Below are 16,016 nucleotides of genomic sequence, written 5' to 3' on the forward strand. Positions count from 1 at the left end.
GTCAGGGCGACAGCAGGCGCGCATCCCACCGAAAGGGACGCAGGAGAACGCGCCACATGGGCCGGACGGGTGGCTGGTCGGCTAACTGAGCAAACCGCGCCGATACCCCTCGCCGACGGCGGCCGCACGGTCGCGGACGCCGAGTTTGTCGTAGATGTGCAGCAGGTGGGTCTTGATGCTGGCCTCGCTGATGAAGAGTTTGGCGGCCGCCTGCCGATTGGAGGCGCCGTCCGCGACGAGGGCGAGGACCTGCAGTTCGCGGTCGGTGAGGGCGGCCTTGACCGGTCGGCGTACCTGGCCCATCAGGCGGCCGGCGACCGAGGGGGACAGGACCGGCTCGCCCGCGGCGGCGGCGCGGACGGCGCGCAGGAGTTCGTCGGTGGGGGCGTCTTTGAGGAGGTAGCCAGTGGCGCCGGCTTCGATAGCGGGCAGGACGTCGGAGTCGCCGTCGAAGGTGGTCAGGACGAGGACCTTGATGTGAGGGTGGGAGTGGCGCAGGGCGGTGATGGCGGTGACGCCGTCCATTTCGGGCATGCGCAGGTCCATGAGGACGATGTCGACCTCGAGTGCGGCGGCGCGGTCGATGCCTTCGCGGCCGTTGGCGGCTTCTCCGGCGACATCGATGTCGGGTTCGGTTTCGAAGGCGGCGCGCAGGCCGTCGCGGACGATGGGGTGGTCGTCGACGATGAGGAGGCGGATCACTGGGGGCTTCCTTGGAGCGCGGGGACGGTGGCGCTGACGGCGGTGCCCTCGCCGGGCGTGCTCTCGATTTCGAGGGAGCCGCCGACGCCGCGCAGGCGTTGTCTCATGCTGCTGAGGCCGAATCCTTTGCCGTTGGGGTTGTGGACGCCGGTGCCGTTGTCGCGGATGTCGAGGAGGACGACGGTGCCGGTGTAGGACAGGGTGAGGCCGACCCGGGTGGCGCGCGCGTGTTTGGCGACGTTGGCGAGGGCTTCCTGGGCGACGCGGAAGAGGGTGACCTCGATGGCGGGGCTGAGGGGGACGCGGTCGCCGGTCACTTCGACGTGGAGGTCGACGCTGGTGGTCTGGGTCCAGTTGCGGGCCATGGTGGTCATGGCTTCGGGGAGGTGGGCGTCCTCGAGCTGGTGGGGCTGGAGGGCGGCGACGGAGCGACGGGCTTCGGTGAGGCTGTCCTGGGCGAGGGTGAGCGCGAGTTCGACGTGGGTGTCGGAGTCCTCGACGCGTTGGGCGGCGCGTAGCTGGGTGATGATGCCGGTGAGGCCCTGGGCGAGGGTGTCGTGGATCTCGCGTGCCATGCGCCGGCGTTCGTCGAGGATGCCGGCTTGGTGGGCTTGGGCGAGGAGCTGGGCGTGGAGGTCGGCGTTCTCCTCCAGGGCGATCTGAAGGTCGTTGACTGCCTTCTGGTATTTGCGCTGCCGGTTCTCGATCTTGATGCCTGCGATGGAGCCGCCGCCGATGGCGACGGTCTGCACGGCGATGATCACCAGGTGGAAGGCGATGAGCTGGATGGTGGCCTGGGCCCAGTCGAGCGTCGAGCCGTACAGGACGACGGACGTGGCGGCGACGGCGGCGAAGGTCCACTTGGAGGGAGCGAAGTTGGCGGCGAGGAAGAAGCCGGAGATGCAGTAGATGAGGAAGCTGGGGTGGTGGAAGGCGAGCAGCCCGGCGGTGACCAGGACGCCGAGGAAGTGAACGGTGACGACGACCCGGCGTCCGCGCAGGGCCGCGGGCAGGAGGGTGTGGGCGGCGAGAATCCAGGCGAGGGCCACGGCGGTGAGCGCGAGGGTTCGGGGGATCCCGCCTTCGGGCCGGTCGGGTGAGGCCAGGCTGATGACCAGGGAAGCGGCGAGGGTGATGTAGGGGACGATCTCGACGGCGCGCTCGAAGCGTTGCTCCCAAGCCGAAGGCGGAAAGGGGTCGTTCATCTGGGGTGCGCCCCTCCTCGCGGGTATGGATGGCTTTCACCTGGTGGCGGCCGGTGAGGGCGAGTTTAGGCGCATGGGGATCAGGATGGCGTAGCCGTACATGAGCAGCCCCAGGGCGATCATGAAGATGACGGTGGGCCATTGCCAGATGGGCGGGAGGTGCAGGGCGAGGAACCACCCGGGATCCCCGATGCCGAAGATCTTCATGACCATGGGGACGAGTCCCTGGGGGAAGAGGGGCAGCCAGGCGATGAGGTAGCAGATGGTGACGCCGATGCGGTGGTGGATGGGGAGGTCGGCGGTGGTGGGTTTGCCGGCCTGGGGCGCGGGGCCGTGCTTCATGAGGTTGAGCAGCTCGATCCCGTGGTTCTCGAGTCTGCGGTAGGCGATCTTGCCGAGTCCCCAGGCGCTGAGGGCGCCGGTGAGGACGCCGGTGGCGATGCCGGCCCAGGGGTTGAGGAGGATGGCGCCGGCGGTGGGGAGGGCGGTGGCGGGGACGGCCATGAGCACGAGCCAGGCGAGGCTGGTTTCGGCGGTTTCGTCGGCGCCGGTGCTGAGCGGGTTGCCGCCGCGCTTGTGGGGGTCGGTGCCGGGGACGAGCGAGGTGACGGCGAGCAGGACGATGATCCCGGCGCCGCCGCCGAGGAGGGCGGGGAGCAGGCCGAGTACCCATGGCCAGGCCCAGGTCTGGCCGCTGACGAGGGTGCCGGCCAGGGAGAGGAGCACGGCGGCTGGGCCGACGACGAGGAGCCAGGCCAGTTGGCGTCCGCGGACGTCGGCGCGTTCCGCGCCGGGGGTCATGAGGGTGAGCCAGAGGGCGGTGCCGTCGGCGCCGTAGAGGTTGGCCGAGGAGGCGGCGGCCATCACGATCGCGATGAGCCCTGCGAAGGGGACCATGATCCAGGCGTCGAGGGCGAGGAGCAGGAGGGGGGTGAGGATGGCGTAGGAGAAGGCGGTGGCCAGGAGCTGGATGCGGACGAGGTCGCGCCACCAGGCGCGCAGCTCCTTGGCGGCGGTGATGCGGGCCCGGCTGGTGGCGGGGAAGGGGCGGGGCGCGCCGCGGCGGAGCGGCACGCCGCCGCGTGCGGCCGAGACGACGCGTCGTGACAGCAGGCCGGCCCAGGCGGCCAGGAGGAGGGCGATCACGCCGGCGTTGGCGACGAGGATGGCGAGGGCGAGGGGCCAGGGGGCTTCGATGGCGGCCACGCCCCAGCCGGAGGGCAGGACGCGGACGAGGACCTGCGACCAGGCGGCGGTGTCGGCGCCGCCCAGAGCCGCGACGGGTGCCCAGCCGTTGGTGCACAGGGCGATGGCGGTGCCGGTCACGATGCCGGCGGCGGCCGCGGTGGCGCGGGATCTGACGAACAGGCCGATGAGCGCCACGATGACGCGGGAGATCATCACCATGGTGATGAGTGTGGTGGCGGCTGCTGCCAGGCCGATGAGCACCCCTGCCGGGCCGAAGCGCCAGCCGTACACGGGCAGGGACAGCAGGGCGATGAGATTGACAGCGGGTGCGGGGCCCGCGAAAGCTCCGGCGAGCAGTGCCGCCGCGATCCGGCCTGGCGTGGCCGGGAGCATGGAGAAGTACTCGGGGCGCAGGGCCTCGTTGCCGCCCCCGATGAAGATCGGGCCGAAGATCCAGCCGGAGAGCCACGCGGCCAGGGTGAGGGGCAGGTAGGCGGGCCACAGGACGGCGACGGCGATCGTCGCGAAGGCCAGGGTCAGCCCGCCCGCGACGCCGGTGTAGAGGTTGGAGGCGTTGTCGCCGCGCAGGGAGTTGCGCATGAGGGCCAGCCGCATGCGGATCATGTGCTGTGCCGAGGCGGCCGGGCCGGGGGTCAGGAGGTGAGCCATGCCAGCCCCTCCGTTCCTGCGGTGCGGGCGCCGACGAGGTCGACGAAGGCGTCCTCCAGGGTTGCCGCGCCGCGTACGTCGGCCAGCGGCCCGGCGGCCACGACGCGGCCGTCGGAGATGACGCCCACGTGGTCGCAGAGCTGCTCGACGAGGGCCATGACGTGGCTGGAGATGATCACGGAGCCGCCGTTGCCCGCGAACCTGCGCAGGATGGTCTTGATCGTGGCCGCGGAGACGGGGTCGACGGCCTCGAAGGGCTCGTCCAGGACGAGCAGGCGGGGCGCGTGCAGGAGGGCGACGGCCAGGCCGATCTTCTTACGCATGCCGGTGGAGTATTCGATGACCAGGGTCCGCTCGGCGGAGTCGAGTTCGAGGATCTGGAGGAGTTCGTCGGTGCGCTCGGCGACGACGGCGGGCCGCAGGCCGCGCAGCAGGCCGAGGTAGGTGAGGACCTCGCGGCCGGTGAGCCGTTCCGGCAGGGCGTTGCCGTCGGGCAGCACGCCGATCAGTTCCTTGGCCTGGACGGTGTCACGCCAGACGTCGACGCCGAAGATCTCGGCGCTGCCCGCGTCGGGGCGGAGCAGGCCGACGGCCATGGCCAGGGTGGTGGTCTTGCCGGCGCCGTTGGGGCCGACCAGGCCGTAGAAGGATCCGGCGGGGACGGTGAGGTGGATGTCGTCGACGGCCTCGTGGTCGCCGAAGGCTTTGCGGAGTCCGATGGCGCGGAGGGCGGGCTCGCGGTGTGTTGGCATGCCTTGAGAATCGCGCGGGAACGGGGGCGGCGCGTCGTCCGGCCGGAGAGCGGGATGGTGGATTCCGGCATCAACCGATCGGTTGATGCGGGCACGCCCGCCGTCCCGCCGGCCTGGCGATCTCTGCCTGATGATCTCGCGGAGCCGCCTCGCCCACATGAGCCAGAGCGGCACGAAGCCCGGATGTTCCGGAACCCGGGCTTCGTCACCTTCAGGCCGCGCAGACTCCGGCCGGCTTGACCGACAGCACGGTGTGGGCACGGGTCGCCGTCTTCCTGGCGCCCAGCGTGTAGCCGTAGGGCGTGCTGCTGACGCAGTAGGCCACGCCGGTCTGGTTGGTCACCTGGCTGACCTGCAGCCCGCCGGAGAAGGAGCGGCTGTCGCCCTGCTTGACGAGGACCTGCTTGGCCGACGACGCGCTCGGCTGCAGGCACAGGTAACCGGTCGGGCAGACGGCCGCGGCCTGGCTCGCGGCGGAGGCCGGCTGGGCGGCGAAGGTGGCGGCGGCGGTCATGGCGATCGCCGTGGCGGCCATGACGTTGCGGTTGATCTTCATGTGATCTTGGTATCGAGGTTGGCTGACGTCCCGGTTGACGCCGCCTTCACAATCTTCTCCGTACGGGCGAATTTCTTGATCCACTCCGGTCGCGCCGGGCCTGCTGGAGAGGTCCGTCAGGAAGACCCGGCGGTGCTCGAAGGCGATCAGCCTGCCGGGCAGGAACTGCCCGCCGCCGGCACCGTCCCGTCGAAGTAGTACGCGTGGATCAGCGCGTCCACGCACGTGTTGCCCAGCCCGAACGAGCCGTGCCCCTCGCCCTCGAAGGTGACCAGCACGCCCGTCCTCAGCTTGCGCACCATGCTCTCCGCCCACTCGAACGGCGTCGCCGGGTCCGCCTTCCCGCCGATGACCACGATCGGGCCCGAGCCCGTCGCGTCGATCCGATCGTTCGGCTGGGCCGGGACCGGCCACATCGAGCACAGCGGCGTCCCCGCGCCGAACAGCGGCGACACCTTCCGCAGCCGCCGGTCGGCCTCGATCATCTGCCGCAGCGTCGGCGACTCGACCGCGTCGCGGCAGACGACGGCGGAGGCCGCCTGGAGCATCGTGGAGTAGCGCCCGTCCGGCGATCTGCCGGTGTAGATGTCCGACAGCGCCAGCAGGTCACGCCCGTCGCCGTCGACCGCCTTGCTCACGGCGGACTCGATGAAGGGCCACGTCGACGTGCTGTACAGGCCGATCGCGACGCCCACGGTCGCCAGCGCCCCGCTCAGCTTACGCTTGCCGACCTGGAGCGGGGTGGTCTTGAGCCGGTTGACCAGGCGCTCCACGGTCCGGTTCGCGGCCTTCGCCGTGGCGCCGAGGTCGCAACCGTTCTTGACGCAGTCGTCCAGGAACAGGCGGTAGGTGCGCTCGCGCCCGGCGACCCCCGCCTCGGCCAGGCTCAGATAGGGCTGGGTCATGTCGGCCGCGGCGTCCAGGACCATGCGGCCGACGTTGCGCGGATAGAGCGTCGCGTACGTCGCGCCCAGCATCGTGCCGTAGGAGTAGCCCAGGTAGTCGAGCTGGTCCTCGCCGAGCGCGGTGCGCAGGCGGTCGAGGTCGCGAGCCACGTTCGGGGTGCCGACGTGCGGCAGGATCTCGCCCGAGTTCCGCACGCAGGCGTCGATGTACTCCCTGGCCGCCGCGAGGACCTTGGGACGTTCCGCGGGCTTGGAGATGCTGCCGTCCGTGGCGAAGAACCGGTCGAGTTCGGCCGTGGTGCCGCAGGTGATGGGTGAGCTCCTGCCCACGCCCCGCGGGTCGATGGCCACGAGGTCGTAGCGTTCGCGCAGTTCCGTGTAGCTGCCGAGCGCCGCGGCCAGCGCCTCGACCGCCGGGGCGCCGGGTCCGCCGAAGTTGAACACCAGCGAACCGAGCCGGTCGCCGCCGGCCTTCGCGCGCAGGACGGCGAGGTCGATCGTCTTGCCGTCCGGGTCGTCGTAGTCGAGGGGGACGGTGAGGGTGCCGCACTCCAGGTCGGCCGGGCCCGGCAGGCCCGTGCACGCGGACCAGGTGATCGCGGGAGCGGCGGCGGTCGTGGTGGCGGTCGTGGTGGCCACGGCGGGAGCCGCGCCGGCCGCGAGCAGCAGAGCCACCAGAGGGATCAACGCTTTTCGCATAGCGACCATGCTGGCGATCCCCGCGAAGCCGCCATAGTGTCCGGTACACCCGAAATCTGATGACAGATGTCATCTCACCGCGCAGCCGTTCCGCCGAGCAGAAGCACAGGGTGGTCGCCGGGCCGAAGGCGTGATGGCCCGGCGACCTCGTCATCGACACCCTCGACATGTCGGGCCGGACCGTGGTCCCCGAGGCCGCCCGGTCCCTCCGTACCACGGCTGACGCGCCGACGTCACCGTGCCGGGCGGCGGGAGGGAGCGTCCGTCAGCCGCGCCCGGCGGACGCCGTGGTGTGGTGGAGGCGGATGATCTCGTACTCCGGCAGCGCGGTGGCGTAGGCCCGTACGTCGTCGACGGAGCCCGCGAAGTGATCGACCCGGTTGCCGAGCCACTTCGACGCCCCGATGACGAACGGACCCGGCGTCGCGGGCTGCCACAACGTGACGCCGTCGAGCCGCCCGGCCAGAGCGCCGTTGACGTACAGCCGCGTCTGCCTGGCCGGCGCGTCGTAGACGCCCACCAGATGGGTCCACTGGTCAAGGACGGGCGGCGTCGGCGCGGCGGCGCGACCCGAGGTCGCGTTCGGCTGGTCGCCGCTGGAGGTGGACAAGCTCCACCGGTCGACGTCGTCGGCGTACTGGAGCATGAACGGCGAGTTGGTCTGCCCGTCCTGGGACAGGACGGTGAACCAGCCGTCCGACCGTTGCAGCGAGACCCACGCGCTCACGGTGAAGCTCTGGTCGGTCCGCAGCACGGGGCCGGACGTCGCCGCGAACCCGGTGCGGTCGAACCGTCCCGCGCCGCCGCCGTCGCGCCCGCCGGTCCAGGTCATCCCGCCGGTCCTGGTCGCGGCGCGGCCGCCGCCGGAGGAGTCGGCGATCGTGTCGCCCGCGCCCTCGTCGAACGTCCACCAGCCGTCCGGCGCCGGCAGCGGGGCGGGGGCGACGGCCTGGCCGCCGACGAAATAGCCCCACAGGTCCAGGCCGACATGGCTGTGCCCGGTGTTGTTGCGGACGTCGAGCGTGCGGGAGGCGCCGAGCGGGGTGAGCGCCACGTTGCTCTGCCGATAGGACAGCGTGCTGTTCGACACCAGCAGGTTCCGGCCCGACCAGCCGAACTCTTCCGCGTACACGCCCACTCGCGTCCGCCCGGGACGTGGGGAGAAGCCGGGGCGGACGGACACGACCGCGCCCGTGGCGGTGTACGGCACGGTGCCGAGGCCGCCGACGGGGACGGTGGCCTCGCCGCCGGGGGCGAGCTGGCCGCGCGGCGCGGACATGCCGGTCTCGGTGTCCAGGACGCGGGTCGGGTGCTGGAGGGGGACGTACCTCGCCCCGTCGCCGCGCCCGAACCAGCCGAGGACGTCCACGGCCAGGTGGACGGTGCCGGCCTCGTTGAGCACCTGTACGGAGCCGTCCTCGGCGATCGGCACGATGATCGTGTGGGTGAGCTCGTCGCCGGGGTACGGGCTGAGCGTCCAGGCGCCCCAGCTCGTGCTCGTGAACACCTGCAGGTGGGTGGCCACGCTCGCCTCGGACGCGGTCAGGTTGAGCTGGACCGCGGTGGCGTCGGCCGGGACCCCCGCGACGCCGCGGATCTGGATCCGGCGCTGCTCGCCGGGCCCGTACTTCGCGTTCGGGATGGCGTGCACGCCGGTCTCCTGGATCCGCGCCGGCTGCTGGAGCCCGAAGTAGGTGGAGGCGCTGGTCGTCGGGCTGAAGTAGCCCACCAGGTCGGCGATCAGGTGCACCCTGCCCTTGGTGTTGCGGATCCTGACGTGCTTGTCGGCCGGGTCGACGGTCGCGATCACCATCGTCTCGCCGACCCGTCCCGACGTCACCTCCATCGCGGTGACGCCGGTCGGGCGGCCCTGGTAGGGGTAGACCTCGATGGTGGTGGTCTTGGGGACGGTCAGGTCGTCCTCGATCCCGGTGAGCTGCAGCGCCAGCGCGGTGACGTCGTCCGGCAGCCCGTCGATCCGCAGGGAGAACTCCTCGCCGGCCGTCAGCGCTCCCGGATGGTTGCCGACCGAGCCGTTCGTGTCGAGCACCCGCCGCAGCGGGATCGGCGTGTACGCGCTGCCCTTCGGCGGGGCCGGGACGCGTACGGGGCCCAGCTCCATCAGCCCGTGCCCCCGGTCGTTGTCGAGGCCGGGCGGGTTGGCGCGCCAGGTCAGCTCGGACTGCGCCTGCGAGGCGTCGAGGCCCGGGTTCGCGCCGAACAGCAGCGCGGCCGCGCCCGTGACGTGCGCGGCCGCGACGGAGGTGCCGGCGAGCCTGCGCGTCCCGGTCCCGCCGGTGAACGTGCTCACGCCGGTGTAGCTCGCCAGGTCCGGCTTGCGACGGCCGTCGATCGTCGGCCCGCGGCTGCTGTAGCGCTCCAGCGAGGTCGCCCCGGGGCGGATGGCCCCCACCGTCAGAGCGGCCGGCGAGGTGGCGGGCTCGGCGATGGTGCCCGCGCTCGAACTGTAGGAGAATCCGCCGGCGTTGCCGTAGGCGGTGAGGTCGTACCGGGCCGACGAGGGCATCTGCACCTGCTTGACCTGCACGTACGCGAAGTAGGTGGCCGCCTCCTCACCTGAGGCGGCGAGCTTCACGGTCTCGACCGGGCTGAGCCCGCCGGGAGTGCCGGCCTGCGGGCGGATGGACTTGGCGACGATGGCCGGATCGTTGGGGCCGTCCGGTTTGACCGCTGTGGGCATCACGTACAGGTCGACGTCGGTGGTGGTCGCCGGCCAGGCGTCCCACTTCAGCTCCAGGGTGACCTCCGAGCCTGCGTGCACGGTGAAGGCCAGGCTCTCGCCGGCGCCGCTGATGTTGACCCACTGGTTCTGGTCGTCGTCGGTGAACGTACCGGCCCAGTGTTTGTCCGCCTCGTTGCCGGCGGCCGCGACGACCAGGACGTTCGACGCCCGCAGCCAGCGGACGACACCGGCCGGCGACCAGTCGGGCGCCCCGCCCGGAGCGGGGCCGCCGTCGCCCCGGGCGATGCCGGGGAAGGCCAGCGAGACGTTCACCACCCGCACCCCCTGGTCCTTCAGCCAGCGCGCGGCGTCGTCGAAGTCGAGCGTGTCCTTGACGCAGGCGAGGTACAGCTCGGCCTTCGGCGCCATGTCGTGGACGACCTCGGCCATCGTGGTGCCGTGCGAGCTGGCGTGCTCCGGGCCGCAGGCGCCGTCGTAGGTGGTGATGCCGGTGGCGGGCAGCTCGCCGTTGGCGCGCGCCGTGTCGAGCCGGCCGAACCCGACGTCCAGGATGCCGACCTTGACGCCGGCTCCCTGCTTGCCGTCCTCGTGCCAGGCGGGCGCGCCCGCCGCGATCGCGCCCTCCGACAGCAGGGCCATCGGCACCGCGGTGTCGGGGCGGCGCACCTCCTTGACGCCCGCCTGCCGGGCCAGGGCGACGAGCCGGTCAGGCGGCACGGACGCGCGTACGAGGCCGGACGTGCCGTCGGTGACCACGCCGCCGGCTTCGGCCACCGCCTCGGCCAGCGCGGCCCGCGAGTCGCCGTGCACGTACACGACGCTGCGGCCCCCGGCGTCCTCCTCCAGCGGGAGGAACCGGCCGCGCGCCCTCGCGGCCAGGTCCTCGACGCCGGCCGCGACCCGCGCCGCGGGGTCGAGCCGCTGGAGCGCCTGCGCCTGCCCGGCGGGCGGCGTCAGTCCGGCGGGCGCGGCCTGCGCCGGTGGGGTCAGGAGCGCCGCGGCGCTCACGCCCGCCACCACGGCCGCGGATAATCTGAACAGTTTCACGAAACCCCCGTAAGGATGGTCCGGGCAGGAATGGTCCGGCAGGCCCGGCTCACGCGCAGTACTCCGTCAGCGGGCCGCGCGGATGCGAGTCGTTGACGACGCTGAGATAGCGCCGGTAACCCTTGTCGCCGATCGCGGTCAGTTGCACCCCGTACGGCGCGAGCTGGTCCTCCTTGTAGGCGGGCACGGCGAGCACGAAGACGCGTTCGCCCTGTTCCAGCCGTTCGGCGACGCACTTCTCGAACTGGTTGTACATCTGGTTGTTGGCCCGGTGCGTCAGGGGCACCAGGTTCTCCCGGTGCTTGCCGGAGCCGCCGTACTCGGCGCCGATCAGATGCCCCCTGTCGGTGTAGGTCGCGTCCTTCCCGACCGGTTTGATGCTCTTGTCGGCCTTGTAGGCGTCGTGATCCTGGGCGTTCGGCACGAGGCTGCTCTTGTCGAGACAGGCGTCGGCGCCGGTCGCCCGCCCGAGGTCGTCGAGATCCCAGTACGTGATGGCCGTTCGCTGCGTCCCGGTCAGGCAGCGCTCGATCTCGTCGGTGAGGATCTCCGCGTCGTCCTTCGACAGCTTGGCGATCACGGCGATCGCGAAGACCAGGGCGAGCACGCCGCCGACCGCCGTCCACGCCGTCGTTCCCGTCGTCTTCATCAGCGTGCCCGCGAGGTCGAGCGAGCGGTCGATGACCGGGGCGGGAACGAGACCGACTATGACCGGGCGCTCGACGGTCGTCGCGCCGGGCTCCTGGCGGGGCACCGGGTTCCACAGGTTGACCAGCCACAGCGGGGGCGGCGGCGGTGGCGGCAGCACGCGCGGGCGCTTGACCGGCTTCCTGCCGCCGCCCGGCTTGCCCGGGCCGCCCGCACTCGTCCCGCCCTCCCCGGCCGGGTCGAACGGCATCACCGAACTCGTGGCCCTCGACACGTTGCTGCCGCCGCCGCTTTGAGGGCAGGGGCACGTCGGCGCGTGCGCCTCCGGCGCCCAGATCAGCTCACCCACGAAGATCGCCCCGTGGATGAGCAGGTGGGCGGCGAACACCCAATGCCCCGAGGGGTCGGTGTGGTTCAGCGGGCCGCCGCCGCCGTAGCCGTACCGGTTGGCCGCCGCCGACATGGGCGTCGCCGGCACGGTCAACGTGTCGCGGCTGGTGAACCCGGCATGGCTGGGCTGGTACCAGCGCGCGTGCATGTTGACCGCGCCACTGGCCGGATCCGTCCACTCGCCCTGGAAGCCGAGGTTCGGCATCTCCCCGGTGGTGGAGCGCACCGCGCCGAACGGGTCGAACACGCGCTGCCCGTAGGCGTCCAGGCCCCGGTAGCGGGCGGTCACGTCGCCGTGCTGATCGGCGTACAGCAGCTTGGCCGTCGCCGGGTCGCCGACCGCCCGGTCCGACACCGGCTCGCCGCCCGGCCCGCGGCCCGTCACCCGCACGCCGTCGGAGACCACGTCGTTCTCCATCCCGGAGTAGGAGAACGCGGCCCCGTCCCGGGTGGCGACGCGATTCAGGCTGTCGTACCCGTAGCCGACGGCGCCGTCGGCGACCATGCGGCCGAACGCGTCGAAGGCCGTCGTGGTCGTCGCGCCGCCCTTCGTCGCGGACGTCATCGTGCCGCGCGGGCTGTGGGTGTAGGTCGTGTCGCCCGCCGTCAGCGGCGCGTTGCGCTGGTCATAGGTGAACGTCGTGCCGCCGGCCCTGGTCCGGTTGCCGGCGTCGTCCCACGCGTAGCCGGTGACGGCGCCGTCCGGCGCCGTCCACGTCGTGAGCCGGTTGGCGCCGTCGTAGCCGTAGGCGTTGGCCGAGACGGCGTCCTCGGCGATCGTCTTCTTCGAGGTGAGGTTGCCGTCGCCGTCGTAGCCGTACTCCGTGCCGTGCACGACGCGCGGCGCGCCGCCCCCCGGGTCGGCCTCGGTCACCTTGTCGGAGGCGACCCGGCCGAACGGGTCGTACGTCGTCGTCCGGCGCACGTACTCGGCCATCCCGCGTTCGGCGGAGTACCAGGGCCGCCCGGCCTGGTCGTAGGTCTGGTCGATCGTGCGGCCGGACAGGCCGTCGGCGGTCGAGGTCAGCCGGCCGGCCTGGTCGTAGCCGAACGTCGTGGTGCCCGACGCGTCCGTGCGGCTCTTCGGCAGGCTCTCGTTCGTGTAGGTGAACGTGGCCGTGCCCATCGCGCCGGTCGTGGACAGCAGGTTGCCCCGGTCGTCGTAGCCGAGCGTCGTGTCGCCGCGGGGCGAGCCGAAACCGGTGACGCGCCCGCCCGCGTCGTACTCGAACGTCCGGCCGGCCGTGGCCGCCTCCGCGCCCGTCCCGGTCTGGGACGTCAGCCTGCCCTGCGCGTCGTAGGTGCTCGTCCGCACGGCACCGCCCGGGTCGAGCTCCCGCGCGACCTGCCCGGCGGCGTCGTAGACGGTGGTGAACGTGCGCTCGGCGGCGGCCGGGTGCGCCGCGGTCGCCGGCTCGACCGTCGACTCCCTCAGCCCGAGGGAGTTGAACGTGTAGTCGGTGGCGTTCTGGTTGCCGTCGACGAAGCGCGTCCTGTTGCCGGCCTGGTCGTAGCCGAACGTGACCCGCACCGTCCTGGTGTCGCTGACCTTCTCGTCCTGGCGGACCACCCGGCCCAGCGCGTCGAACCCCCACGTCTTCACCCGGCCGTCCGGCGAGGTCTCCTGGACCAGGTTGCCGTTCGGGTCGTACCCGCGCGTGGTCGTCCGGCTCCGCGCGCCGCCCGTCTGCGTCACCGCGACCTGGTTTCCGAGCAGGTCGTAGGTCGAGGAGACGCTGATGCCCGCCGGGTCGGTGACGGTCGCGATCCGGCCGGCGAGGTCGTAGCCGTAGGTCAGCTTCCTGCCGGTCGGGTCCGTCGTCACCAGGGGCTCGCCCGCCCTGTTGTACGTCGTGCGTGCCGCGTGCCCGCCGGGGGAGACGTGCGCGGTCCTGTTGCCCGCGTCGTCGTACTCGTAGCCCGTGACGTAGTACGTCGGCGAGGGCTCGCGTTCCACGTCGGTCGCGGTGAGCTGCCGGCCCAGCTCGTCGTAGGTGGCCAGCGTGGTGGCCCCGTTCGGGTCGGTCGCCGAGAGCCGCTCACCGACGCGGCTGTAGCCGTACGTCGCCGTGCCCGGCCGGCCGTCGGCCGCGGGCGGCTGCTCGGTGAGCTGGTTGCCGTACGGGTCGTAGGTCCACTCCGTCACCCGGCCCAGCGCGTCGGTCAGCCGGGTCAGGTTGCCGGCCTGGTCGTAGTCCCGCCGCAGCACCGGGTCGAGCGGCTGCCCGCCCGGCGGGGTGTACTGCGGCAGCCGGATCGTCCTCTGCCGCCCCATGGCGTCGTACGTCGTGGCCAGCACGTTGCCGTTCGGGTCCCTGAGGTGGGTGATCTCGCCGAACGCGTTGCGCCCCATGACGGAGGCCGGCCGCACACCGGTCGGCTGCCGGCCGTTCTCCCAGGCCGTCACGGCCGGGGAGGTCGTCGTCACCAGTTGCCCGAGCGCGTCGTAGCCGTACTCCACCGTCTGGCGGCGCCGGTCGGTCCGCTCGATCGGCAGCCCGCGCTCGTCGCGCACGTACGTCGTGCTGAGGACGTCGCCGGCGCTCGGCTCGACGTCCTCGCGGGCGAGCCGGCCGGCCGCGTCGTAGGCGTAGCGGGTGGTCTCGGCGCGGCCCGGTTGCGCCGCGCCGGTGCGGGTCACGGTGCGCGGCTGCCCGTCGGCGTCCCTCGTGTACGTGGTGGCGCGGGCGAGCCCGGCCGGGTCGAGGGTCTCGGTGTCGGGCAGGCCGGCCGGGTCGTACGTCGTCGTGACGACGCGCCCGCCAGCGGTGGTGAGCGAGGTCCGGTTGCCCGCCGCGTCGTAGTGGTGACGCTCCAGCTCGACGTCGCGCCTGCCGCCGCCGGGCTGGGTGACCCCGACCGCGGTGACGGTGGCCAGCCGGTCGTCGGCGTAGTACGTGTAGCGCTTCTCCCGCCCGGCGGCGTCCTGCTCGGCCGCCAGCCGCCCGGCCGGGTCGTAGGACAGGATCCGGAGCACCAGCGCGGTCGCGTCCGGGTCCTCGGGGTCGACGCCGGCCCCGCTGGCCACCTCGCGGATCACGCGGCCCCGGGAGTCCCGGCCGGTGATCCAGGTGATGCCGCGGGCGTCGGTCCTGCGGACCTCCATGCCGGCCTCCAGCGTCCGCGTCGTCTCCTTGGTGCCGTCGGGGAACGTCGTGGAGGCGAGCCGGTCGAACTGGTCGTAGGTGTAGGAGGTGACCCGCGGCGGGTCGCCCCCGGTCGCGTCCGACGACGTCACCTTGGTCTCGTTGCCGTTGCCGTCGTAGTCGTAGGTCGTCACGAGCGTGTGCCGGACGCCGGTGACCGGGTTGGCGATGGCCGACATGGTCGCCGTCCTGAGCTGTGAGCGCGGCGTGTAGGTGTAGGCGACCGAGCCGAAGTCGACGCCGAGCGCGGACTTCACGGCCACGCTCGTGCGCCGGCCGAGGCCGTCGTAGTCGTAGCGGGTGCGCAGGCCGGACGCCTCGCGCCGCTCGACCAGGTCGCCGTTGGCGCGGTAGACGTAGCCGGTGACCGCGCTCGAGCGTTTGCCGGTGTGCTGGAGGAGCAGCCCGCGGGGCACCGTGCCCCCGCCGTCGGCCGCCTCCGTGCCGGTGGAGAACGTCCAGGTCTCGGTCGGCGCGCTCGCGCCCTTCGGCGCCGGGTGCGTCGTCGAGATCAGCCGTCCGACCGCGTCGTAGCCGTACGTGGTGCGGTAGGCGGGGTCGTCCGGCCCCGACGAGCGGGGGTCGGAGTCGCTCAGCCTGCGGTCGTTGCGCGGGTCCAGCGAGTCGCGGGGATGGACGTAGTAGGTGGAGTACCTGGTCTGGCACGAGCGCGGCCACAACCAGGGGCTTCGGATGCTTTCTATCGTGCTGCCGTCGATTTGTCGCGCTCAACCCTGAACTACGTCGCCAGTCTGATCCGCCGGCACCGCAAAACGATCAGGTCGACCTGGCGTCTCCTCAACCCCGGACAGCAAGCCCTACTCGTACTGGTCTACCTGCGCAAAGGCGAGACGTTCGACGAACTCGGCGCCGGGTTCGGAGTGTCGACGGCGACCGCCTGGCGCTACGTGGAAGAGACCGTGATGCTGTTGTCGGCCCGCTCGCCCAAACTCGCGCAGGCCCTGCGCAAGGCGAAGCGGGACGGGCTGCACTACCTGGTGCTGGATGGCACGCTGATCCACACCGACCGCGTGAGAGCAGACCGCCCCTACTTCTCCGGCAAGCACCGTGGGCACGGGATGAACGTGCAGGTGATCGCCTCACCGGACGGGACGATCCTGTGGACCTCCGGAGCCTTGCCGGGCAAGGCCCATGACCTGAGCGCCGCTCGGATCTGGGGCATCCTGCGCGCGCTGGAGCAGGCCGGCATCATCACCCTGGCCGACAAGGCATATCAAGGCGCCGAAGGTCCTGGTCGTCACTCCATACAAGGGTAAGAACAAGCCCGAGTCCCAAAAGCGGGCCTGCGAAAGCTCCGCTGCAGCCCCAGCAAGGCCGGCCACCTATGTAAGGCCATCGCTGTCCTTCAGAATCACCGTGTCGCACAGGGCGCACGAGGATGAAA

The 16,016-nt window shown here is 72.0% G+C and carries 8 protein-coding genes and 1 pseudogene; 1 reads left to right on the top strand and 8 read right to left on the bottom strand.

The window, feature by feature from the left end; all coding sequences use genetic code 11:
* Positions 1-81 precede the first annotated feature (81 nt).
* The 8 genes from ACZ6S0_RS44535 to ACZ6S0_RS44570 all read right to left on the bottom strand — a co-directional run bounded on the left by ACZ6S0_RS44535 (position 82) and on the right by ACZ6S0_RS44570 (position 15,291).
* Positions 82-702, bottom strand: coding sequence for a response regulator (locus ACZ6S0_RS44535; protein WP_465925580.1), 621 nt, complete (start codon positions 700-702; stop codon positions 82-84).
* A complete protein-coding gene (locus ACZ6S0_RS44540; protein WP_465925582.1) occupies positions 699-1,907 on the bottom strand; it encodes a sensor histidine kinase in 1,209 nt (402 codons plus the stop codon). Before ACZ6S0_RS44540 ends, ACZ6S0_RS44535 begins: the two co-directional genes overlap by 4 nt.
* A gap of 36 nt (positions 1,908-1,943) precedes the next feature.
* Positions 1,944-3,764: a hypothetical protein gene (locus ACZ6S0_RS44545; RefSeq protein ID WP_465925585.1), complete on the bottom strand. Its 1,821-nt coding sequence runs from the start codon at positions 3,762-3,764 to the stop codon at positions 1,944-1,946.
* A complete protein-coding gene (locus ACZ6S0_RS44550) occupies positions 3,749-4,516 on the bottom strand; it encodes an ABC transporter ATP-binding protein (protein ID WP_465925587.1) in 768 nt (255 codons plus the stop codon). The genes ACZ6S0_RS44545 and ACZ6S0_RS44550 overlap by 16 nt, the downstream gene beginning before the upstream one ends.
* Positions 4,517-4,727: 211 nt before the next feature.
* Complete coding sequence (locus tag ACZ6S0_RS44555; RefSeq protein WP_465925589.1) at positions 4,728-5,072, bottom strand: hypothetical protein; 345 nt, start codon at positions 5,070-5,072, stop codon at positions 4,728-4,730.
* Between the two features lie 146 nt (positions 5,073-5,218).
* A complete protein-coding gene (locus tag ACZ6S0_RS44560; RefSeq protein ID WP_465925591.1) occupies positions 5,219-6,676 on the bottom strand; it encodes an alpha/beta hydrolase in 1,458 nt (485 codons plus the stop codon).
* Between the two features lie 265 nt (positions 6,677-6,941).
* Positions 6,942-10,427 carry a LamG-like jellyroll fold domain-containing protein gene (locus ACZ6S0_RS44565; RefSeq protein ID WP_465925593.1) on the bottom strand — a complete coding sequence of 1,162 codons (3,486 nt, stop codon included), beginning with the start codon at positions 10,425-10,427 and terminating at the stop codon, positions 6,942-6,944.
* A 49-nt stretch (positions 10,428-10,476) separates the two neighbouring features.
* Positions 10,477-15,291, bottom strand: coding sequence for a DNA/RNA non-specific endonuclease (locus ACZ6S0_RS44570; RefSeq protein ID WP_465925595.1), 4,815 nt, complete (start codon positions 15,289-15,291; stop codon positions 10,477-10,479).
* Between ACZ6S0_RS44570 and ACZ6S0_RS44575 the strand changes: the two are divergent.
* Positions 15,271-16,014: pseudogene (locus ACZ6S0_RS44575) on the top strand (transposase family protein). The gene ACZ6S0_RS44570 and the pseudogene ACZ6S0_RS44575 overlap by 21 nt on opposite strands.
* Positions 16,015-16,016: the final 2 nt, after the last annotated feature.

This window comes from Nonomuraea sp. NPDC051298, assembly GCF_055586305.1.

Bases quoted from the DNA above. Each gene is read 5' to 3' on its own strand.
- ACZ6S0_RS44540 (WP_465925582.1), bottom strand. From the start codon at position 1,907: ATGAACGACCCCTTTCCGCCTTCGGCTTGGGAGCAACGCTTCGAGCGC.
- ACZ6S0_RS44545 (WP_465925585.1), bottom strand. From the start codon at position 3,764: ATGGCTCACCTCCTGACCCCCGGCCCGGCCGCCTCGGCACAGCACATG.
- ACZ6S0_RS44550 (WP_465925587.1), bottom strand. From the start codon at position 4,516: ATGCCAACACACCGCGAGCCCGCCCTCCGCGCCATCGGACTCCGCAAA.
- ACZ6S0_RS44555 (WP_465925589.1), bottom strand. From the start codon at position 5,072: ATGAAGATCAACCGCAACGTCATGGCCGCCACGGCGATCGCCATGACC.
- ACZ6S0_RS44560 (WP_465925591.1), bottom strand. From the start codon at position 6,676: ATGCGAAAAGCGTTGATCCCTCTGGTGGCTCTGCTGCTCGCGGCCGGC.